The organism is Nocardia sp. NBC_00511 (assembly GCF_045161165.1).
In the GTDB taxonomy this organism is placed as follows: domain Bacteria; phylum Actinomycetota; class Actinomycetes; order Mycobacteriales; family Mycobacteriaceae; genus Nocardia.
The window spans coordinates 1,451,867-1,473,539 of the sequence record NZ_CP107849.1; the positions used below are offsets into that span (position 1 = coordinate 1,451,867).

The 21,673-nt window shown below is 67.1% G+C and carries 19 protein-coding genes; 16 read left to right on the forward strand and 3 right to left on the reverse strand.

Annotated features, from left to right (window positions below; genetic code table 11):
- Positions 1-52: 52 nt before the first annotated feature.
- Complete coding sequence (locus tag OG300_RS07010) at positions 53-718, reverse strand: TetR/AcrR family transcriptional regulator (protein ID WP_405493334.1); 666 nt, start codon at positions 716-718, stop codon at positions 53-55.
- Between the two features lie 40 nt (positions 719-758).
- On the opposite strand from OG300_RS07010, the gene OG300_RS07015 reads away from it, so the two are divergent.
- From OG300_RS07015 to OG300_RS07050, 8 genes are all read left to right on the forward strand, one after another.
- Positions 759-2,252 carry a flavin-containing monooxygenase gene (locus OG300_RS07015; protein ID WP_405493336.1) on the forward strand — a complete coding sequence of 498 codons (1,494 nt, stop codon included), beginning with the start codon at positions 759-761 and terminating at the stop codon, positions 2,250-2,252.
- A gap of 176 nt (positions 2,253-2,428) precedes the next feature.
- Positions 2,429-2,755 carry a DUF3759 domain-containing protein gene (locus tag OG300_RS07020; RefSeq protein ID WP_405493338.1) on the forward strand — a complete coding sequence of 109 codons (327 nt, stop codon included), beginning with the start codon at positions 2,429-2,431 and terminating at the stop codon, positions 2,753-2,755.
- Between the two features lie 123 nt (positions 2,756-2,878).
- The gene (gene yajC / locus OG300_RS07025) at positions 2,879-3,247 is read left to right on the forward strand and encodes a preprotein translocase subunit YajC (RefSeq protein WP_405493339.1); all 369 of its coding nucleotides are present in this window, start codon (positions 2,879-2,881) and stop codon (positions 3,245-3,247) included.
- Positions 3,248-3,348: 101 nt separating this feature from the next.
- Positions 3,349-5,055 (forward strand): protein translocase subunit SecD, encoded by a 1,707-nt coding sequence (secD, locus tag OG300_RS07030; protein ID WP_405493341.1) that lies wholly within the window; start codon positions 3,349-3,351, stop codon positions 5,053-5,055.
- Between the two features lie 2 nt (positions 5,056-5,057).
- Entirely contained in the window at positions 5,058-6,287 is a 1,230-nt protein-coding gene (gene secF, locus OG300_RS07035; RefSeq protein ID WP_405493343.1) for a protein translocase subunit SecF, read from the forward strand.
- Between the two features lie 22 nt (positions 6,288-6,309).
- Positions 6,310-8,025 (forward strand): ABC transporter substrate-binding protein, encoded by a 1,716-nt coding sequence (locus tag OG300_RS07040; RefSeq protein WP_405498493.1) that lies wholly within the window; start codon positions 6,310-6,312, stop codon positions 8,023-8,025.
- 37 nt (positions 8,026-8,062) lie between these two features.
- Positions 8,063-8,629: an adenine phosphoribosyltransferase gene (locus OG300_RS07045; RefSeq protein ID WP_405493345.1), complete on the forward strand. Its 567-nt coding sequence runs from the start codon at positions 8,063-8,065 to the stop codon at positions 8,627-8,629.
- Positions 8,630-8,762: 133 nt separating this feature from the next.
- Complete coding sequence (locus OG300_RS07050; RefSeq protein ID WP_405493347.1) at positions 8,763-9,953, forward strand: PucR family transcriptional regulator; 1,191 nt, start codon at positions 8,763-8,765, stop codon at positions 9,951-9,953.
- On the opposite strand, the gene OG300_RS07055 is transcribed toward OG300_RS07050, so the two are convergent.
- Positions 9,950-10,237, reverse strand: a complete 288-nt coding sequence (locus OG300_RS07055; RefSeq protein ID WP_405493349.1) for a hypothetical protein — start codon at positions 10,235-10,237, stop codon at positions 9,950-9,952. The genes OG300_RS07050 and OG300_RS07055 overlap by 4 nt on opposite strands.
- A gap of 159 nt (positions 10,238-10,396) precedes the next feature.
- Between OG300_RS07055 and OG300_RS07060 the strand changes: the two genes are divergently transcribed.
- From OG300_RS07060 to OG300_RS07080, 5 genes are all read left to right on the forward strand, one after another.
- On the forward strand, positions 10,397-12,385 hold the full coding sequence (locus OG300_RS07060) for a peptidoglycan DD-metalloendopeptidase family protein (protein WP_405493351.1): 1,989 nt from the start codon (positions 10,397-10,399) through the stop codon (positions 12,383-12,385).
- A gap of 183 nt (positions 12,386-12,568) precedes the next feature.
- Positions 12,569-14,164: an ABC-F family ATP-binding cassette domain-containing protein gene (locus tag OG300_RS07065; protein ID WP_405493353.1), complete on the forward strand. Its 1,596-nt coding sequence runs from the start codon at positions 12,569-12,571 to the stop codon at positions 14,162-14,164.
- 177 nt (positions 14,165-14,341) lie between these two features.
- Positions 14,342-16,708 (forward strand): RelA/SpoT family protein, encoded by a 2,367-nt coding sequence (locus tag OG300_RS07070; RefSeq protein WP_405493354.1) that lies wholly within the window; start codon positions 14,342-14,344, stop codon positions 16,706-16,708.
- Positions 16,709-16,722: 14 nt separating this feature from the next.
- On the forward strand, positions 16,723-17,397 hold the full coding sequence (locus tag OG300_RS07075; RefSeq protein WP_405493356.1) for a TetR/AcrR family transcriptional regulator: 675 nt from the start codon (positions 16,723-16,725) through the stop codon (positions 17,395-17,397).
- 37 nt (positions 17,398-17,434) lie between these two features.
- Positions 17,435-17,938 (forward strand): thioesterase family protein, encoded by a 504-nt coding sequence (locus OG300_RS07080; RefSeq protein ID WP_405493358.1) that lies wholly within the window; start codon positions 17,435-17,437, stop codon positions 17,936-17,938.
- Here the strand turns inward: OG300_RS07080 and OG300_RS07085 are convergent, their stop codons facing one another.
- The gene (locus OG300_RS07085) at positions 17,939-18,871 is read right to left on the reverse strand and encodes an alpha/beta fold hydrolase (RefSeq protein WP_405493360.1); all 933 of its coding nucleotides are present in this window, start codon (positions 18,869-18,871) and stop codon (positions 17,939-17,941) included.
- Positions 18,872-19,090: 219 nt separating this feature from the next.
- Between OG300_RS07085 and OG300_RS07090 the strand changes: the two genes are divergently transcribed.
- The 3 genes from OG300_RS07090 (at position 19,091) to fabG (ending at position 21,667) form a co-directional block, all read left to right on the forward strand.
- On the forward strand, positions 19,091-19,918 hold the full coding sequence (locus tag OG300_RS07090) for an SDR family oxidoreductase (protein WP_405493362.1): 828 nt from the start codon (positions 19,091-19,093) through the stop codon (positions 19,916-19,918).
- Between the two features lie 190 nt (positions 19,919-20,108).
- Positions 20,109-20,861 (forward strand): SDR family oxidoreductase, encoded by a 753-nt coding sequence (locus OG300_RS07095; protein WP_405493364.1) that lies wholly within the window; start codon positions 20,109-20,111, stop codon positions 20,859-20,861.
- A 47-nt stretch (positions 20,862-20,908) separates the two neighbouring features.
- A complete protein-coding gene (fabG, locus tag OG300_RS07100; RefSeq protein WP_405493366.1) occupies positions 20,909-21,667 on the forward strand; it encodes a 3-oxoacyl-ACP reductase FabG in 759 nt (252 codons plus the stop codon).
- The last annotated feature ends 6 nt before the right edge of the window (positions 21,668-21,673 follow it).

Sequence of the window (21,673 nt, forward strand, 5' to 3'; positions counted from 1 at the left end):
GAATTACTTCCGCCCCTTGCGGATCCGATGTTCCGGGCAAAGTGCCGCACGCTCACTCTTTGCGCACGCCGTCGATGAGCAGTCGCCGGATTGCCCTGCTGAGGTCGTCGACCGAGCCGCGGTCGGGATCGCGCAATCCGTGCACGATGGCGGCGAGGAGCATGCCGGTGACGGCGCGGGCGGTGTTGGTGGTGTCCAGATCGGCTCGCAGGTAACCCAATTCGACGCCGTGCTCGAGGTAGCCCGCGGTCAGGGCGTCGGCGGTGTCGAGTAGCCCGTAGAGGCGGGCGGTCAGTTCGCTGTCGATGCCGGTCGCCTGGAACAGCAGCAACTGCGCGACGCGACGATCTTCCAGGAAGATCCTGTTGAGCGCGTCGCCGATCCGGTTCAACTGCGCCCGGTATTCCTCCAGCGTCGCGGCGGCGTCCGGCGCGTTGTCGGTGCCCAGGGTTTCGATGATGCGGGCGGCCAGGTCGTCGATGACGTGATCGATGATGTCGCGCTTGTTGGTGAAGTAGCGGTAGAAGGTGCCGTGCCCGATTCCCAGTACACCGGCGATATCGGCGATGCCGGTGGCGTGATAGCCCTTCTCGGCGAAGCAGGCGAACGCGGTGTCGATGATCTCCTGACGGAGTTCGGCCTTGCGCCGTTCGATTCTCGAGGATGGCTTCGTCACGACCCCGATGATACGGTGATCACAACCGGAATGAGATGTCATTCCGTGACATGTGCATCACTTCTCGGGTAGGAGGTTCGTCGTGGCACCTCAGTACGACGCCATCGTGGTCGGTGCCGGTTTCGGTGGAATGGGCGCGGGCATCGAGCTGGATCGGCTCGGTCTGAGTAATTTCGTGATCCTGGAGCGCGAGGACGACCTCGGCGGCACCTGGCACGTCAACCACTACCCGGGCCTGGCCGTCGACATCGCCTCGGTCACCTACTCCTATTCCTTCGAGCCCAACCCGAACTGGTCGCGGCTGTTCGCCCCCGGCGCGGAGTTGAAGAAGTACGCCGAGCACGTCGCCGACAAGTACGACCTGCGTCGCCGCATGCGCTTCGGCACCGTGGTCGACGGTGCGCGCTGGGACGAGGAACACCAGCACTGGGTGGTCGCCATCGAGGGCGGTGAATCCCTCACCGGCCGTTACCTGATGACCGCGACCGGCTTCCTGTCGCAGCCGTACACCCCGCCGTTCCCGGGTATCGAGAACTTCGCGGGCAAGATCATCCACACCACCGCGTGGGAGAACGACTTCGACCTCACCGGCCGCAAGGCCGCCATCATCGGCACCGGCGCCACCGCCGTGCAGTTGATTCCGGAGGTCGCCAAGAAGGCGTCCGCGCTCACCGTCTTCCAGCGCACCCCGATCTGGGTGGTGCCCAAGGTCGACGTCCCCATCCCGCCCGCCGTGCAGAGCCTCTTCGCGCGAGTTCCGTTGACGCAGAAGGCCGCCCGTCTGGTGAACACCTCCATGCTGGAGGCGTTGATGGTCGTCGGCGTGCTGCACTACAAGCAGGCCAAGCCGCTCAACAAGGCGGCCGCCGCGCTGGCCAAGGCGCATCTGCGAACCTCGGTGAAGGACAAGGAAACCCGCAAGAAGCTCACGCCGGACTACGACTTCGGCTGCAAGCGCCCGACCTTCTCGAACCTCTACTTCAAGACGTTCAACGAAGACCACGTGCGCCTGGAGACCAATTCGATCGATCACGTCGAGGCCGACGGCATCGTCACCGCCGACGGGCACAAGACCGAGATCGACACCCTCATCCTGGCCACCGGCTTCAACCTGTGGGACGTCAACTTCCCGGCCATCGAGATCATCGGCCGCGACGGCCTGAATCTCGGAAAGTTCTGGCGCGACAACCGCTTCCAGGCCTACGAGGGCATCTCGGTGCCGAAGTTCCCGAACTTCGTCAGCCTCAACAGTCCGTACTCCTACAGCGGCCTGTCGTACTTCACCACCATCGAGGCGCAGATGAAGCACATGGCGCGCCTGTTCAGTGAGATGTTCCGGCGCGGGGAGCAGGTTTTCGAGGTCACCGACCACGCGAACACCGAATTCCTCGATCGCGTCACCGACAAGCTGGATTCGTCGGTGTTCTACGGCGGGCAGTGCTCGACGGCACGCAGCTACTACTTCAATCAGCACGGTGAGGCCGCGCTGCTGCGCCCGACCAGCACCCTGAACGCGCATCGTGAGGCGGCGAATTTCCCGCTCGACGACTACACCTACGGGACGCAGTCGGCCTGAGCCGGGACTGCGCGGTCGGCAAGGTCGGCGGTCGACCGCGCAGCTCGCTTCCACAGACCGATCAGTTCGAAACAGGTTGCGCCACACCTGATTCCGGCGCGTCGCCCGCACGGCCCGAGTACCGTCGAAAGGTCTCGGCCCACTGCGGACCGCGACGTCCGGATTCGGGAGGAACCATGGGCCTGTTCGACTTTCTCACCGGTGACAACGCCTCGGTGCGTGACGCCGTCTACAACATGGATCCGAACAACCCTGAGCACAAGGCGAAGCTGTCGCACGAACTCATCGGCGGCGCGGCCGGATTCGAGGCCATGAAGGCCTACGAGGCGCACTGCGCCCGCAACGGCAAACCCGCCTCGCATGCGATGGCCAAGGAACTGCTCGCCGGTTTCGCCGCCGCCGAGGTCGACAAGCTCTTCGAAACCAAGGGCCTCGACGCCTGGGATCGGGAGACGGCCAAACGTGCGGCCGCAGCGGCGGCGGAAAAGCAGCTGGGAGCCTGATCGGTCCCCGCCGAACGCGCCGAGTGCTGTGTTCACACCTCGGCGCGCACTGTCTCAGGTAAGACTGGCAGACTGTGTGGGAAACTCACCCACCGGACCACTTACCAGGAGCTGACTTCGACGATGGACCTTCTGCTGCCGCTGCTGCTGGTTGCCCTGCTCATTCCGATGTTCCTCGGTGTTCGCCGTCAGAAGCGCGAAGCCGCCAAGGTCACGGACATGCAGGACAGCCTGAAGGTAGGCGACCGGGTCGTCACCACGTCGGGGCTCTACGGCACCGTGGTCGAACTCGATGATTCCAGTGTCGATCTGGAGATCGCCGAAGACGTGATCACCACCTGGTTGCGCGCCGCCGTCCGCGAGGTGCGCAACGAGGAAGCCACCGACACCACTGACACCACCGAGGACGCCACGTCCGAGGAGACCTCCACCGAGGCCGTCGCGTCGACCATCGACGCCGAAGACGCTGCCCCGCGCCTGACCAAGGACTGACACACCCCGCGCCATCGGCCGCCAACTCTCCACGGCGGCCGGTGGCGCTGCGGCGTGTTCCCGCACGTTTCACCTTCGATCCCGCCTAGGAGATAAGTACTGTGCCACCTTCTCAGGGAACGGCGCATCCGCTGCGCCTGCTCGGCGTCTACGCCGGGCTGGTGGCTTTGATGTTCGGCCTGATCTTCCTCACCGGCGACAAGGCGCACACCCCGAAGCTCGGCATCGATCTGCAGGGCGGCACTCGTGTCACGCTGACGCCGCGCACGCCGGACGGCGGCAAGCCGAGCCAGGACAGCCTCAAACAGGCGCAGAGCATCATCGAGCAGCGCGTCAACGGGCTCGGTGTCGCCGGTTCCGAGGTCGTCATCGAGGGCAGCAACCTGGTCATCACGGTCCCGGGTGACGATGGCGCGCAGGCGAAGTCGCTGGCCACCACCGCGAAGCTGTTCTTCCGGCCGGTGCTCAACAGCGCCGCCGCGCAGGGTGGCAAGGCGGCCCCGGCACAGCCGCAGCCGTCGACGCCCGGCGTCGCACCGCAGGAGACTCCGTCCGAGACTCCCGCGCCCGGCACCTCCGAGGCTCCGACCTCCGCGCCCGCCGCGAGTGAGACGCCCGCACCGCAGAACCGCGTGTTCCCGGCGCAGGAACCGTCCACGCCGTCGGCCCCGCCGACCGCCACGCAGCCGGACACCCCGCAGCAGACGCAGACAGAGATCCAGGCCGCGAAGGCGTTGCGGCAGAGCACCGATCAGGCCACTCAGCTCAAGGCCATGACGACCCTGGACTGCTCGAAGCCGGATCCGTTGCAGGGCAACGACGATCCCAACCTGCCGCTGGTCGCGTGCAGCACCGACGGCACCACCGTCTACCTGCTGGACAAGTCCGTCATGGACGGTCAGCAGATCAAGGACGCGGCGGGTGTGCTCGAGCAGGCGCAGTGGGTGGTCAGCCTGACGTTCAAGTCCGGTGGCACCGACGAGTGGGGCAACCTCACCAACAAGTACGTCGGCAAGCAGATCGCGTTCACCCTGGACTCGAAGGTGGTCAGCGCCCCGCAGATCAAGGAGGGCGGCCAGTTCAGTGGCAGCACCGCGATTTCCGGGCCGGGCATCAACGCCACCACTTCCAAGGAACTGGCCAACACTCTGAAGTACGGTTCGCTGCCGCTGTCGTTCGCGACCTCGGAGGCCGAGACGGTGTCGGCGACCCTGGGCATCTCCTCGCTGCACGCGGGTCTGATCGCGGGTGCGATCGGTCTGGTCGCGGTGCTGCTGTACTGCCTGCTCTACTACCGCATGCTCGGCTTCCTGGCCGGATTCTCGCTGCTGGCGGCCGGTGTGGCCGTGTACGCGCTGATCGTGCTGCTGGGCCGCTGGATCGGGTTCACCCTCGACCTGGCCGGTATCGCCGGTCTGATCATCGGTATCGGTATGACCGCCGACTCGTTCGTCGTCTTCTTCGAACGAATAAAGGACGAGATGCGCGAGGGCCGCAGTTTCCGGTCCGCGGTACCGCGTGGCTGGGCGCGCGCGCAGCGCACCAACCTATCCGGTAAGACCGTCTCGCTGATCGCTTCCGCGGTGCTGTACATGCTGGCGGCCGGTCAGGTGCGTGGCTTCGCGTTCACGCTGGGTCTGACCACCGTGCTCGACGTCATCGTGCTGTACCTGGTCACTTCGCCGCTGATGATGCTGGCGTCGCGCTCGCCGTTCTGGGCGAAGCCGTCGGTCAACGGTCTCGGTGCCATTTCGGACATTGCCCAGGAACGCAAGGCGGCGGCCCGCGTCCTGGTGAAGGAGGCGTGATCATGGCCAAGTCCAGTCCCGTGATGGATACCGATTCCGAACTCGACTTCGAGGCCGGTGCGCCCAAGCACAGCCTGTTCGAGCGGTTGTACACCGGCACCGGTGGTTTCGAGATCGTCGGTCGCCGCAAGCTGTTCTACGGCATCGCGCTGGTGATGGTGCTGATCGCCTTGGGCAGCATCGGAATTCGCGGTTTCACCCTGGGTATCGACTTCGCGGGTGGCTCGCGCATCCAGTTGCCCGCCTCCGGTGATGTCGGCACCTCGAAGGTCGAGGAGGTCTACCGCGGCGTGCTCGGGCACGATCCGGTGACCGTGCAGAAGGCGGGTTCCGGTGCGGCCGCGACCTTCCAGATCCGTTCGGAGACACTGAGTCAGGATCAGTCCGACAAGCTGCAGACCGCGCTGTTCAACTCCTTCCAGCCGAAGGATTCCAGCGGCAAGCCCAACCGCAACGCCATCAGCGTCGCGGAGATCAGCTCCACCTGGGGTGGTCAGGTCACGCAGAAGGCGTTGATCGCGCTGGTGGTGTTCGTGGCATTGACCATGGTCTACATCGCGATTCGCTTCGAACGCGATATGTCGATCGCGGCCATCGGCTCGCTGTTCTTCAACCTGATCGTCACCGCGGGCATCTATTCGCTCGTCGGTTTCGAGGTGACGCCCGCAGCTGTGATCGGTCTGCTCACGATTCTGGGTTATGTGCTCTACGACAACGTGGTGGTCTTCGACAAGGTCGAGGAGAACACGCGTGGCGTACTGCATCTGAGCAAGCACACCTACGGTGAGAAGGCCAACCTGGCCGCCAACCAGACCCTGATGCGCTCGATCAACACCACCGTCATCGGCATCCTGCCGATCATCGCCATGCTGGTGATCGCGGTGTGGCTGCTGGGTGTCGGCACGCTCAAGGACCTGGCGCTGGTGCAGCTGGTCGGCATGATCGTCGGCGGTTACTCGTCGATCTTCTTCGCGGTGCCGCTGCTGGTTTCGCTGAAGGAGACCTTCGGTCCGGTGGCCGCCCACACCAAGAAGGTGCTCGCGCGCCGTTCGGGTGCGGCGACCAGCCGGGTGAGTGCGGCCGCGGGTCAGCGGGCGAGCACGGCCGGATCCGTCGCCACGGCAAATGGATTCAGTGGTGGCAGCCGGGAGTACGTCGAGGGTTCGGGCAACACCGGTGCGCCGCGTCCCGGCGCCCGGCCAAGTGGGAAACGACAGAAGCGACGGCACTAGCGCGCGGGGGGTTGCGAGCGTGATGCGACAGAAGACGATTGCGGCACGTGGTGTCGCGGTGCTGGCCGCGGGTGCGCTCGCGGCCGGCGCGCTGGCCGGATGTTCGAGCAAGAACCAGGTGCCGTCCATCGGCTACGGCGTGGACGCGGTGATCGCCAGCTACAACGGCGGCAGCACGCTCGGCGCGAACAGCGGTGCGGCGGCGGTGTTCTCGCGCGTGCTGACCGGGTTCTTCTACACCGGTCCGGACGGGCAGCCGGTGGCCGACACCGACGCAGGCACCGCCAAGGAGGTGCCCGGCGATGTGCAGACCATCCAGTACCGGCTGAGTCCGGACGGCGTCTACTCCGACGGGGTGGCCACCTCGTGTGACGATCTGGTGCTGGCCTGGGCGGCGCGCAGCGGCCGCTTCAGCAAGGCGGGCCAGGGCGGTCCGGTGCCGATGTTCGATGCCGCGAGCACCGACGGGTACCGCGATATCGAACGGGTGGACTGCACGCCGGGGTCCAAGGACGCCACCGTGGTGTTCCGTCCGGGCAAGCACTATTCGGCGTGGAAGACGCTGTTCAACGCGGCCGAGCTGATGCCCGCGCACGTGGCCGCCAGTGCGGTCAAGGTGCCGAATGTGGTGGTGCCGGTGCAGTCCGGTGATCAGCCGACCCTGGAGCGGATCGCCGACTTCTGGAACAACGGCTGGAAGCTGACCCCGGGCAAGCTGGATCTGACGGCGCTGCCGTCCTCGGGGCCGTACCGGATCGACTCGTTCAGCGACAAGGACGGTCTGGTCCTGGTCAAGAACGAGAAGTGGTGGGGCAACGCGCCCCGCACGCCGCGAATCGTGGTGTGGGACCGGCATTCTGATCTGAAGTCCAAGGTGTCGGACAAGTCGGTCGGGGTGCTCGATGTGGGTGCGGGGTCGCTGGGTGACCTCCCGCTCAACGGGTTCACCAAGGAGAACGTGCCCGGCCGCGGTGTCGAGCAGCTGGTGTTGAGCACCGATGGCGTGTTCGGTGCGGCGGGTGCGCGCCGGGCGTTCGCGCTGTGCGTGCCGCGGCAGGCGCTGTTCGACAAGTTCGGGCATCCGGGCATCGACGCCAAGGCGGGCCTGGACGCGGGAGTGCTGAATTCCCGGACCGTGCAGCAGGATTCGATCTACTACCCGTCGATCATGGGTGCGGGTGACAAGTACAAGGGCGGTGACGCCACCGCTACCGGTGCCGCGTCCTCGTCGGGTCTGCAGAACCAGACCGTTCGCATCGGGTACGTGAAGCCCGATGAGCGCCGGGCGGCCATGGTCGGGGCGATCGCCGATGCCTGCAAGGCGGCGGGGATCACCGTGGTGGACGCGGGCGCACCGGATTTCACGGCCTCGCAGCTGTCGGACGGCAAGGTCGACGCCGTCCTGGCCGGCACCGCCGCCATGCCGGGTCCCTCGGGTTCGATGGCCGCCACCGACGCCATCGCGGCGCTGCGCACCGGTTCGGGCCTGAATTTCAACCGGTACGGCAACGGCCGCTACGATGCCATCTCGGATCAGCTTGCGGCGGAGGACAACTCGGCCACGGTGCTGAATCTGCTCAACGAGCAGGAGAACCTGCTGTGGAGTGATATGCCGTCGATTCCGCTGTTCGCCGGTTCGCGCACGGTCGCGTTCGGTGACGGCATGGAGGACGGCATCGCCAGCCCCACCAAGGCGGGTGCGGGCTGGAATATGGATCGCTGGGTGCTGAAACGGTGAGTGACCGTGGTGGCGTGGTGGATTGGAGTGGGTGCAGATGAGCAAGCATGAGGCGCGGGACGACAACGCGGGGGAGCGGACCGCCAAGGCGGCCGAGGCGGTACAGCGGCTGACCCGCTGGCACGACGACTTCCCGACGCCGGGAGTGCGTTTCGCGGACCTGACCCCGGTCTTCGCCGAGGCCGAGGGCTTCCGCACCGTGCTCGACTGCTTCGCCGCCTGCGCCCCCGACGCCGACCTGGTCGCCGGGGTGGACGCCCGCGGGTTCCTGCTGGGCGCGGGCGTCGCGGCCGTGCTCGGCACCGGGGTGGTCGCCGTGCGCAAGGCGGGCAAGCTGCCGCCGCCGGTCATCTCGCGGGAGTACACCCTCGAATACGGTTCGGCCGCACTGGAAATCCCGGCCGACGGCATCGAGCTGAAGGGTCGCCGGGTGCTGCTGCTCGACGACGTGCTGGCCACCGGCGGCACCCTCGCGGCGGCGGCGGAGCTGTTCGTGGCGGCGGGCGCGGAGATCGCCGCGGCGGCCGTGGTGCTCGAGCTCGGGTTCCTCAAGGGGCGCGCGCGTCAGGGGGACTACCCGCTGACCTCGATCGTTCAGCTCTGAGTAGTTCGGTACCGCTGTATATCCGAACAAGGTGAGACCGGGTGGTTTGGTCGGGTGCCAGGATGCGGTGGTTGTTTCGCCTGCGTATGGCGTTCCTGATGCGCGCGGGTTCGTTCGCGGTGACAATGTCGGGGTGAGTGCCGCATCCCGAGACCCGTCGCCCCTGGTGGAATTGCTGCAATCGCGGATGCCGGAGGTGACCCGGGAGATGGTCGCGGCCGTGGTCCGCTCGGTGCCCGACTACGAGCAGCTGCCGCAGGAGGTGGTCGCCGAGGATCTGGTCCGGCGCTCCGAGGAGAACCTGCGGCTGTTCATCGACCTGGTCGGCGAGGGGCGGCAGCCGGATCGCGGCGATCTGGACGAGATGATCGAGGTCGCGGTCCGCCGTGCGCGCCAAGGGGTTCCGCTGGACGCGGTGCTGGCGGTTTACCATCAGGCCGCGCTGGCCGCCTGGAAGGTGCTCGACGAGGCTTCGCGGACGCCGCAGCAGCGGGCCGAACTGCTGTCCTCGGTACCGCAGCTGCTGAGCTATCTGGGCGTGGTGATCCCGGGGGTCGCCGCCTCGTACCTGCACGAACGGCAGGATCTGCGCTGGGAGCAGCGGGAGGCGAAACGGGCACTGGCGCAGGCGCTGCTGCAGGGCAAGCCCGCTGAACTGCTGGCCGAGCGGTACGGGATCACGCTGGGTGGCTATCACGTGCTGGCGTTGCGCACCCCGGAGGCGTCCGACGGCGCGGACGGCGCGCGTCCGGCGATGCGGGCCATTCACGGTGAGATCGACCGGCTCTCGCCGGTGGCGTTGACCGTGCTGGATCGGGCCGGGGGCTGGGTGCTGGTGCCGGTGTCCGAACCGGTGCCGCGGCTGGAGGACGCGGTGGTGCGGATCGGCGCGGTCGCGGAGGTGCGGGTGATCGCCGGAACGGCCACGGCCGCAAACGTTTCCGAGATTCCGGCCCGCGCGGAGGAGGCGGGCGAGATCGCGCGCCTGGCACTGGGATTGGGGCGGCCGACCGGTGTGTACCGGATGGCGGACATCGCATTGCAGTATCAGTTCGCCCGGCCCGGTCCGGCGCGTGCCTGGCTGCTGGGTCTGCTGGAACCGTTGACCGGGCAGCAGCATCTGATGGACGCGCTGCGCGCCTTCCTCAGCCACGACCACAATCGGGTCGCGGCCGCGGAGTCGCTGGTGGTGCACCGCAATACGCTCAACTACCGGCTCAACCGCATCGCGGCCCTGACCGGATACGACCCGGGGCGCTCCGAGCACACGCCGCTGTTCTCGGCGGCGCTGACCGCGTTGGACCTGGCCGCCGCGGGGCTCTAGCGGGCCACCAGCCGGGCCACGAATCCGGTGACCACCAGCCAGAAGATCGCCGCCAGACCGTAATCCAGCACGATGTCGAAGTCGTGGCTGCTGGTGTGGAACAGGCCTGGGAAGAACAGGGCGAGCGGTTCGGCGAGGCCCTTGATGAAGACGAAGAACTTATTGGACTGGTCGGCATTGAGCACCAGCATCAGGATGTACACGCCCTCGATGAGGGCGAAAAGCGTGCCGACGCCGCTGATGATGCGAGCGGCGTGGACTTCGTTGCGGGCAACGTACGGCATGACACCGGTATGCCCGCGAGACGTGAATCGAAAACTGTGCGGTGGGCGAGTCGAGACCTGACGGTGTGCGAGTCGATACGACACGCGGTTTCGTGAAACCGCGTGTCCGCCATGGCATGATGTCCGGGTGATCACCGCGGCGGTCGGGAGCGTTCGGGCGTGAAGCCCAAATACCTCATAGGCGGGGCCGTCGCCCTGATATTGGCGATGATGACCCTGATCCTGGTCGTCATTCTGCCCGCCAGCGAGACCAGTTGCGGCCCCGGCGCACCCGCTGTTGTGTCCGCTACTCCGGCGCTCACCGAACCCAACTGCCCCGCCACCGGTTCGCCGGCCGAGACCGGATTGCAGGACGGTGCGCTGCGGGTGCTGCGCTGCACGGTCGCGCACTTCGGGCTGATGGACATGACCGGGGTGCTCACCGACGCCACCTATCCGGATCACAAGGCCGGGCGCGCGGTCGATTTCATCGTCGGAGCCGATCAGGGCAAGGGCGACGCCATCGTGTCGTTCCTGCAGCAGAACGCCGCCGCGTTCCGCATCGACTACGTGATCTGGAAGCAGCGCAGCTGGACTCCGAACGCGGCGACCGCCATCCAGTGGAATCCCCTGGAGGATCGCGGGGACCCGGCGCACAACCATATGGACCGGGTGCAGGTCACGATCAAGGAGCCCGCGACCACCTCGACGGTGCTCGCACCGGGCGGGGCCTCGATGGCCGCGATGCCCAGCGGGTCGGTCAACGAGGCCGGATCGCTGACCGGTGCCGGGCGGCACCAATACCCCATCGCCGCAGGACAATTCACGGTCTCCGACGTGTTCGGCGCGCGCGGTGGCACCCACATGGGTGTCGACCTGGCCGCCGCCGCGGGAACGCCGATCTACGCCGCCGCGGACGGCCTCGTCGTGGCCTCGGGGGCGGCGTCGGGGTTCGGGGACTGGGTGGTCATCGATTCGCTCGACGAGTCCGGTCGCCGGTATTCGACCGTGTACGGGCACATGTATGAGAACGGGATCTACGTGCACACCGGCGATATCGTGCAGATGGGTCAGCACATCGCCGATGTCGGCAGCAATGGCGAATCCTCGGGCCCCCACCTGCATTTCGAGCTGGTGCCCGGTGGGCGGCTCACCGGTGGCAAGCAGGTCGATCCGATGCCGTGGCTGGCGGGCGGCTCCATGCCGACACCGTCGGTGTCGATCATGAACTGCGAGAACGGATTCGGTACCGCGGGCGGCAATCTGGCCTCCGGGAAGGTGCCGCCGGAGCTGGAGGTCTGGTATCGCCGGGCCGGATCGCTGTGCCCGGAGATCACCGCGTCGCTGCTGGCCGCGCAGGGGCAGGCCGAATCCGGATTCCGCTCCGACGCGGTCTCGCCGGACGGTGCGCAGGGCATCGCCCAGTTCATGCCGGGTACGGCCGCGGAATTGGCGCCGGACGGACAACCGTTCGTCATCGACGTGGACGGTAAGGGCTATGCCAGCTCGTTGGATCCGGCCGACGGGATCATCGGGCAGGGGCGCTACATGTGCGCCATCGCCAAGACCATCGAGGGCTGGATGTCGCAGGGCAAGGTGACCGGTGATCTGACCGCGCTCACCATCGCCGCCTACAACGCCGGTGAGGGCGCGGTGCTGTCCTCGGGCGGCATGCCGAATCAGATTCCCCGGCACTACACCGAGACCCGGCCGTATGTGGCGCGAATCCTGGCCGCCGAACCCAACTTCCGCAGTATCGGCAGCGAGGGGCGGTTCCAGGCCGATCCGGACACCGATATCGGATCGCAGATCGTGGCCGCCGGACAGCAATGGCTCGGCACGCCATACGTTTTCGGTGGCGGCGGGCCCGGCGGTCCGACCAGCGGCGGGTTCGACGCGGCGGGATACACTGCGGCGTCGGTGTTCGCGGCCAGCGGTAGCAAGATCTCGCTGCCGACCACCGCGGAGCAGCAGTGGGAGCAGGGCGTCGAGGTGGATCTGCTCAAGGCGCGGGCCGGTGACCTGGTGTTCGGATCGTTCACCGCGCGCGGTCCCTCCGACGTCGGCATCTACCTCGGCAACGGCCGGATGCTGCACGCGGAACCCGGCGGCAAGGTGGCGCAGGTGCCGCTGCTGAACGGCATGCGGGCTCGGCGTATCGGGGGCTGAGCGCGGTCGCCGAGACCGGGCTCACCCGGATATGTACTTGCCCCGGCTAATTGGATCTGGTTACAGTGGACGGGTTCTTGTTGCCGTCCGATAGGGGACATTGCGTTGATCTTCTGAAGGTAGTGCCGAGCGGCCCGCATTCGTGCGCCGCATTCTTCGCGCTTACCTTTTCGAGGAGTCCGCATGTCAATGCCTGTTATTTCCATTTCCGATCTGGCCTTCGCATGGCCGGACGGCACTCCCGTCTTCGACGGACTCGACACCCAGCTCGGACCCGGCCATATCGGCCTGGTCGGCAGCAACGGGGCCGGGAAATCCACCCTCTTCCGCCTGATCACCGGTGAATTGCGCGCGCTGCGCGGTTCGGTGACGGTGCCCGGGCGGCTCGGGTATCTGCGTCAGGATCTCGGGCTCGCCGCCGGGCAGCGGGTGGACGAGGTGCTGGGTCTCGCGCAGATCCGCAAAGCGTTGCACCGCATCGAATCCGGATCCGGGTCCGATGCCGACTTCGAGATCGTGGGCACTGCCTGGGATGTCGAGGAACGTGCCGTGGCACTGCTCGGCCGGCTCGGATTGCATTATGTCGCAGGCGATGTCGAGCAGCTGGACCGGCGGTTGGACACGCTGTCCGGCGGTGAGACTGTGCTGCTGGGGCTGGTGGCCGAGCTGTTGCGCGAACCCGATGTGCTGTTGCTGGACGAACCGACCAACAACCTGGACGGGAGCGCTCGCGGCCGGCTCTACGAGGTCATCGCGCAGTTCCCGGGCACCGTGCTCACCGTCAGCCATGATCGTGAACTGCTCGAACGCGTGGATGTCGTCGCGGAATTGCGGGACGGCGAAATCCGTTCGTTCGGCGGCAATTTCAGTGAGTACGAACGCATTGTCGCGATCGAGCAGGAAGCGGCGCGCGCGGCGGTGCGTGATGCGCGCAGCGATGTGCGCAAGCAGTCGCGGGAGCTGGTGGAGGCCCGGATCAAACTCGATCGACGGTTGCGGACCGGCAATAAAGCACAGGAGGAGAAGCGAGTTCCGAAGATCATCGCGCACGAACGCAAACGGCAGGCGCAGGTGTCGGCGGGCAAATTGCGCAACAACCACATCGGCAAGGTCGAGGACGCACGCGAAACCTTGACCAAGGCCGAGGAATTGGTGCGTGAGGATCGCGAGATCCGCGTCGAGCTGCCCGGCACCCGGCTCTACCCGGGGCAGGATGTGATCGAGCTGACCGAGCTGCGGCTGGCCTGCGGGCCGACGGTGAGCCTGAAGGTGTCCGGACCCGAGCGGATCGCGCTCACCGGACGCAACGGCATCGGGAAGACGACGCTGCTGCATGCCATTCGCGAGCAGGGTCCGAAGGTGCCGTGGCGGATGCTGCCGCAGCGGCTGGACGTGTTCGACGAATCGCTGTCGGTGTTCGAGAACGTGTCGGCGGGTGCGCCGCACGCGTTGCCGGAGCAGATCCGCGCGCAACTGGCGCGGTTCCTGTTCCGGGGCACCGACGCGGACGTGCTCGCCGGGGCGCTGTCCGGTGGTGAGCGGTTGCGGGCGGCGCTGGCGATGCTGCTGCTGGCCGAGCCCGCGCCGAAGCTGCTGCTGCTCGACGAACCGACCAACAACCTGGATCTGCCCAGCCTCGGACATCTGAGCGAGGCGCTGGCGGGTTTCCAGGGTGCGCTGGTGGTGGTCAGTCACGACCCGCGCTTTCTCGATGAGATCGGTGTCACACGGCGGCTGGAGCTCACCGCGGATGGTCTCGTCGAGGCGGCGGCGCGGTGATCGGGCGACAACGACGGCAAACCGGTCCGGAGCGGGTATCGTTCAACGCTCCGGACCGGTTCGGACCGGGGGTCGCCGCTGCCCCGATAACTGTCGGGAACCAGGACTAAAGTGGATGATCTGGGTGGTTGAACGGTCCGATAGGGTGATCCGATCGAGGCCGGGAGAGGTGGTGGCATGACGCAGCATCTGGAGAAGGCGAACGCCGGGCAACCGAACGACGACGCGTCCGCCACCCCGCAGGCCAACGGGCAGTCCGGTGCAGCAGCTCGCAACACCACCGCAGTTCCGACCTCAGCATCCCGTCGCGTACGCGCCCGCCTCGCCCGGCGGATGACCGGGCAGCGCGGCATCGCCGCCGTCAAACCGGTGCTCGAGCCGCTGGCCACCGTGCATCGGGAGCTGTACCCGAAGGCGAATCTGGCTCTGCTGCAACGGGCTTTCGACGTCGCCGACGAGAAGCACGCGCACCAGTTCCGCAAGTCCGGCGACCCGTACATCACCCACCCGCTCGCGGTCGCCAATATCCTGGCCGAGCTGGGCATGGACACCACCACGCTGGTCGCGGCGCTGCTGCACGACACGGTCGAGGACACCGGCTACTCGCTCGACGAGCTGACCGAGGAGTTCGGCACCGAGGTCGCGCACCTGGTCGACGGCGTCACCAAGCTGGACAAGGTCAATCTGGGCGCGGCCGCCGAGGCCGAGACCATCCGCAAGATGATCATCGCCATGGCGCGGGATCCGCGCGTGCTGGTGATCAAGGTCGCCGACCGGCTGCACAACATGCGCACCATGCGTTTCCTGCCGCCGGAGAAGCAGGCCAAGAAGGCGCGCGAAACCCTCGAGGTGATCGCGCCGCTGGCGCATCGCCTGGGTATGGCCACCGTCAAGTGGGAGCTCGAGGACCTCGCGTTCGCGATCCTGCACCCCAAGAAGTACGACGAGATCGTGCGCCTGGTCGCCGACCGCGCGCCCTCGCGCGACACCTACCTGGCGAAGGTGCGCGCGGAGATCGTCAACACGCTGGCCGCGAGCCGCATCAACGCGATCGTCGAGGGTCGCCCCAAGCACTACTGGTCGATCTACCAGAAGATGATCGTCAAGGGTAAGGACTTCGACGACATCCATGACCTGGTCGGCATCCGCATCCTCTGCGACGAGGTGCGTGACTGCTATGCGGCTGTGGGCGTGGTGCATTCGCTGTGGCAGCCGATGGCGGGCCGGTTCAAGGACTACATCGCGCAACCGCGCTACGGGGTGTACCAGTCGCTGCACACCACCGTGGTCGGTCCCGACGGCAAGCCCCTGGAGGTGCAGATCCGCACCCAGGACATGCACCGCACCGCCGAGTTCGGCATCGCCGCGCACTGGCGGTACAAGGAGACCAAGGGCAAGCACTCCAACGACTCCACCGAAGTCGACGACATGGCGTGGATGCGTCAGCTGCTCGACTGGCAGCGGGAAGCCGCGGACCCGGCGGAGTTCCTGGAGTCGCTGCGCTTCGACCTGAAGTCGCCTGAGATCTTCGTGTTCACCCCCAAGGGGGACGTGATCACGTTGCCGCAGAAGTCGACTCCGGTGGACTTCGCGTACGCGGTGCACACCGAGGTCGGGCACCGCTGCATCGGCGCGCGCGTCAACGGACGCCTGGTCGCGCTGGAACGGCAGCTGGAGAACGGTGAGGTCGTCGAGATCTTCACCTCGAAGGCGCAGAACGCCGGGCCCTCGCGCGACTGGCAGAACTTCGTGGTGTCCCCGCGCGCCAAGGCCAAGATCCGGCAGTGGTTCGCCAAGGAGCGCCGCGAGGAAGCCCTCGAGGCCGGAAAAGACCAGATCTCCAAGGAAGTTCGGCGTTCGGGCCTGCCTTTGCAGCGCCTGATGAGTGCCGACGCCATGTCGGCGCTGGCGCACGAGCTGCACTACACCGACATCTCGGCGCTGTACGCGGCGGTCGGTGAGAGCCAGGTGTCGGCGCATCACGTGGTGCAGCGGCTGATGGCGCAGCTCGGCGGGGTCAGCGACGTCGAGAACGAATTGGCCGAGCGCTCAACGCCTTCCACGGTTCCGGCGCGGCAGCGCACCACCGGGGACGCGGGCGTGGAGATCCCGGGCGCGCCCGGCACGGTCTCCAAGCTGGCCAAGTGCTGCACCCCGGTGCCCGGCGACGAGATCATGGGGTTCGTGACCCGGGGCGGTGCGGTCAGCGTGCACCGCACCGACTGCACCAACGCGGATTCGCTGCGCGCGGAGCCGGAACGCATCATCGAGGTCAAGTGGGCGCCGTCGCCGTCGTCGGTGTTCCTGGTCGCGATTCAGATCGAGGCGCTCGATCGCACGCGGCTGCTGTCGGATGTCACCAAGGTGCTCGCCGACGAGAAGGTCAATATCCTCTCGGCGGCGGTCACCACTTCCGGTGACCGCGTGGCCATTTCGAAGTTCACCTTCGAGATGGGCGATCCCAAGCACCTCGGGCATCTGCTCAACGTGGTTCGCAATGTGGAAGGCGTCTACGACGTCTACCGCGTGACCTCGGCCGCCTGATCGGCCGATAGTCGGTGTCGGAGTCCGGATCGGCCGGAGTGCAACCCGGCCGGGTCCCGCCGCGCACCCAGCGCGGGGTCCGGACCCGGGCCGCGTTGATCGCCGCCGCGCGAACGGTTTTCGAGCGTGACGGATACCTGGATTCGCGGATCACCGATATCGCCAAGGCCGCGGGGATGGCGTCGGGATCGTTCTACACCTACTTCGACAGCAAGGAAGAGATCTTCGCGGCGCTGGTCGAGCAGGTGCAGGAGGAGATGCTGCATCCGCATGTGCGCGAGCGCAGCGGTATCACCGATGTGCGGGCGCTGATCGAGGCGGCCAATCGCGACTATCTGCTGTCCTACAAGCGCAATGCGCGGTTGATGGCGCTGTTCGAGCAGGTCGCGCAGGTGGACGAGAACTTCCGGCGGATGCGGGTGGAGCGCGGGCGGGCGTTCGCGAATCGCAATGCGCGCCTGATCCGTTCGCTGCAGGAATCCGGGCAGGCCAGTACCGATCTCGATCCGATGATCACCGCGCACGCGCTGTCGTCGATGGTGAGCCGGATGGCGTATCTGGTGTTCGTGCAGAATCAGCGCATCTCCTTCGAGAAGCTGGTGACGACGCTGACCCAGCTGTGGGTCAACGGGTTGCAGCTGACGCCCGGGTTATCCTCGGATTCGAACACCGGTCGCGAGGCCGGGTAGCCGGGGGCAGCGGAGCCACCGGCGGGAGAGGGAATTCATGGCCGCCGTGCTGCCCACCTTCGAGCAGGCCCTTGCCCTGCCCCGTGTCTCCGGGCGGGTCATTCCCGCCGAATTCGAGGACGGCAACGGGCATATGAACGTCAGCCACTACTTCGGGCTGCACGGTGAGGGCCTGTGGCAGATGCACCGGGATCTCGGATATCGGGCGTACCAGGGCAGGTTCGGGACCTTCGCGAAGGAGCAGCACGTCCGATACCTGCGGGAAGTGCTTGTCGGGCACGAAGTTTCGGTGCACATCGGGCATCTGGGACGGACGCCGAAGGCGCTGTGCGGGATCTCGTACCTGGTCAACGTGACCACCGGCGCGGTGGCGAACTCGTTCGAATTCCTGGCCGTGAACGTGGATCTGGAGTCGCGGCGGCCCGCGGAGTTCCCGCCGGAGGTGGCGCGGGTGCTCGACGAGAGCATCGCGCGCACCACCGCCGCCGGGATCGGTCCGGAATACGGTGTGCTGGAACTGCGGGGCGCGCCCGCGCTGTGATCAGGCGACCGCGCGCAGGAATTCCAGCAGCGCGGCATTGACCTCGGCGGGACGCTGCTGCTGAATCCAGTGGCCCGCGCCGTCGAGGACGATCGAACCGCGCAGATCGCTGAGCACCGCGGACATCTTGGCCAGCGGCGTGAACTGGATGACCGGGTCGGTGGATCCGGCGATGAACAGCGACGGCTGGGTGACCTTGGCGTCGGCGAGGTGCGCGGTGAGCTCCCAGGTGCGGTCGAGGTTGCGGTAGTAGTTGAGGCCGCCGGTGAAGCCGGTGTCGGTGAAAGCCTGTACGTAGTAGTCGAATTCGTCGGCCGTGAGGTACTCCGGCAGCGGGCGTTCCGGTTCGGCGGCGTCGAGGAAGTCGCGCGAGCTGAGCACCTGGTCCTGGAGCAGCGTGCGGCGCACGTTCGCGTTGAGCACCGCGTCGGCGACGCCGGGCTCCTGGAACCAGCACATGTAGAACTCGTCGCCGAGGCGCGAGCGCAGGATGGGGACCGGGGGAGCGACCGAGCGGCCGGTGGCGGGGACGCTGAGACCGGCGACCGCGCGCACCCGGTCGGGGTAGGCGCGGGCGAGCTGCCAGACCACCGACGCACCCCAGTCGTGGCCGACGAAGATCGCGTCCTCGAGGCCCTCGGCGTCCAGCAGTCCGACCAGGTCCGCGCAGATGGTGAGCAGGTCGTAGTCCTCGACGCGCGCGGGGCGGGAGCTGCCGCCGTAGCCGCGCATATCCGGGGTCAGGGTGCGGTAGCCCGCCTCTGCGAGCGCGAAAACCTGGTGCCGCCAGGAGAATCCGAGTTCGGGGAAGCCGTGGCAGAACACCACCGGGGTGCCCGCGCCGTGTTCCACGACTCGCAGTTCGATGCCGTTGGTCGGGATCTGACGGCTGCCCAGTTTTTGCCAGTCTTCGAGCAGGTTCTGTGTGGTCACGATGGGTTCCCCTCGCAGTCCGGAGTCGGGCCCACGGTATGCAAAACTGACGCCGAGTTCAACTGTCCGGTGAAAAGCTATGTGCGGCAATCATATTGAATATCTGGAATGGGCCGCTCGTGGATGAGTCTCTTGAATGCCGTCGTGGTGGCGAGTAGACAGGCCTGATCAGGACTCGAATCCGACGAGGGGTTCGGGTCATCGGCGGAAGGAGTGCTCGTGCAGGTCGCGGGGAAGATTGCGGTGGTCACCGGTGGCGGTGCGGGCATCGGCGCGGCGCTCGCCGCCCGGCTGGTGGGCGCGGGCGCGCGGGTCGTGGTCGCGGATCTCGATGGTGCCGCGGCGACCGAGGTGGTGGCGGGGCTCGATGCCGAGCATCCGGGCACGGCGGTCGCGGTGGGTGCGGATGTGTCCGACACCGTGCAGATCGAGGCGCTGATCACCCGCGCGGAGGCGGAGTTCGGGCCGGTCGACCTGTATTTCGCCAATGCGGGCGTGGCCGGTCCGGTCGGCATCGGAGTGGACGACAAGGACTGGGCGCTCACCATCGACGTGAACCTCCAGGCACATGTCCGGGCCGCGCGGTTGCTGCTGCCGGGCTGGCTGGAACGCGGTGAGGGGTACTTCGTGAGCACCGCCTCGGCCGCGGGACTGCTCACCCAGATCGGCTCGGCCGCCTATTCGGTGACCAAGCACGCGGCCGTCGGGTTCGCCGAGTGGCTGTCGGTCACCTACGGCGACAGCGGAGTTCGGGTCAGCTGCCTGTGTCCAATGGGCGTGGAGACCAAACTGCTGCGCGCGGGCGAGAATTCGGGGGACGCGCTCGGTGAGGCGGCGACCCGGGCGGTCACCTCGGCCGGTGCGGTGCTGACCCCGGCGGAGGTCGCCGAACTGGTCCTGGCGGCGGTCGACGACGAGCGGTTCCTGATCCTCCCGCATCCGGAGGTCCTGGACATGTACCGGCGCAAGGGCGCGGACTACGACCGCTGGCTGGCGGGGATGCGGCAGTACCAGCAGCGCCTGCTGGCAGGTTCCGCCGACTCCTGAAATCTGAATCCGGATTCGACAAACGAATGGTTTTGCCTGGTCGGGCCCGCGCGTAACTTGATCTGTGTCACGAGTCACACTGAGGTGGCAGGGCGATGGTCTTGACCCGCGCGGGCCCTGTCACGGATGGTTGCTTGGAATTAATAAGCGCTTAGTAAGTTCCCCGCCCGGACTTCGAGAGGACCAGTTCGTGAACAGATTCGACGGCAAGACGGCCATCGTCACCGGCGCCAGCCGGGGTATCGGACTGGGCATCGCCCAGCGTCTGGTGGACGAGGGCGCCAAGGTCGTGATCACCGCGCGCAAGAAGGAGGCGCTCGACGAGGCGGTCGAGACGCTGGGCGGTCCCTCGCGCGCGCTGGCCGTCGCCGGGCGCGCCGATGACGCCGAGCATCAGGCCGAGACCGTCGCCGCCGCGATCGATCACTTCGGCAGCGCGGATCTGCTGGTCAACAACACCGGCATCAACCCGGTCTTCGGTCCGATGGTCGAGTTGGATCTGGCCGCCGCCCGCAAGATCGTCGAGGTGAACTGCCTGGCCGCGCTGTCGTGGGTGCAGCAGGTGCACAAGGGTTGGATGGGCGCGCACGGTGGCGCGGTGGTGAACGTGTCCTCCATCGCGGGGATCAAGCCCGCGCCGGGCATCGGGTTCTACGGGTCGAGCAAGGCGATGCTGACCCACATCACCCAGGAGCTCGCGGTCGAGCTGGCCCCGGGCATCCGGGTGAACGCCGTGGCACCGGCCGTGGTGAAGACCCGCTTCGCGGGCGCGCTCTACGAGGGCCGTGAGGACGAGGTGGCGGCCGCGTATCCCCTGAAGCGCCTGGGTGTTCCGGAGGACATCGGCAGCGTGGTGGCGTTCCTGCTCTCTGCGGACGCGGCCTGGATCACCGGTCAGCTGCTGGTCGTCGACGGCGGCCTCACACTGACCGGCGGCATCTGAACAACCCGAAACCCCCACTCGAACAGCACATTCGGAGGAGAAGACAGATGAGTACTGCCCAGCGGATCGCGATCGTCACGGGTGCGGCGCGCGGCATCGGTGCGGCCGTCGCCAAGCGGCTGGCCGGCGACGGCATGGCGGTGGCCGTGCTGGACCTCGACGAAAACGCCTGCGCCGCAGTCGTGAAGGAGATCGAGCAGGCCGGTGGCCGGGCGCTGGCCGTGGGCGCGAATGTCGCCGACGAGGCCGCGGTCGAAGCCGCGGTGGCGCGGGTGGCCGCCGAACTGGGCGCTCCGACCGTTCTGGTCAACAACGCCGGTGTGCTGCGCGACAATCTGCTTTTCAAGATGTCCGTCGAGGACTGGGACACCGTCATGAACGTGCACCTACGCGGGTCGTTCCTGATGTCGCGCGCGGTACAGAAGCACATGATCGAGGAGAAGTTCGGCCGCATCGTGAGCCTGTCGAGCACCTCGGCGCTCGGTAATCGCGGGCAGGCCAACTACTCCGCGGCCAAGGCCGGTCTGCAGGGTTTCACCAAGACTCTCGCCTTCGAGCTGGGCAAGTTCGGTGTCACCGCGAACGCGGTCGCCCCCGGTTTCATCGAGACCGAGATGACCGCCGCGACCGCCGCCCGCATGGGTGTCCCGTTCGAGGACTTCAAAAAGGCTGTGGTGTCGACGATTCCGGTCGCGCGCGCCGGACAGCCCGAGGATATCGCGCACACCATCTCGTTCCTCGTCAGTGAGGGTGCGGGATTCGTCTCCGGTCAGGTGATCTACGTGGCCGGCGGACCGAAGAACTGAACACGG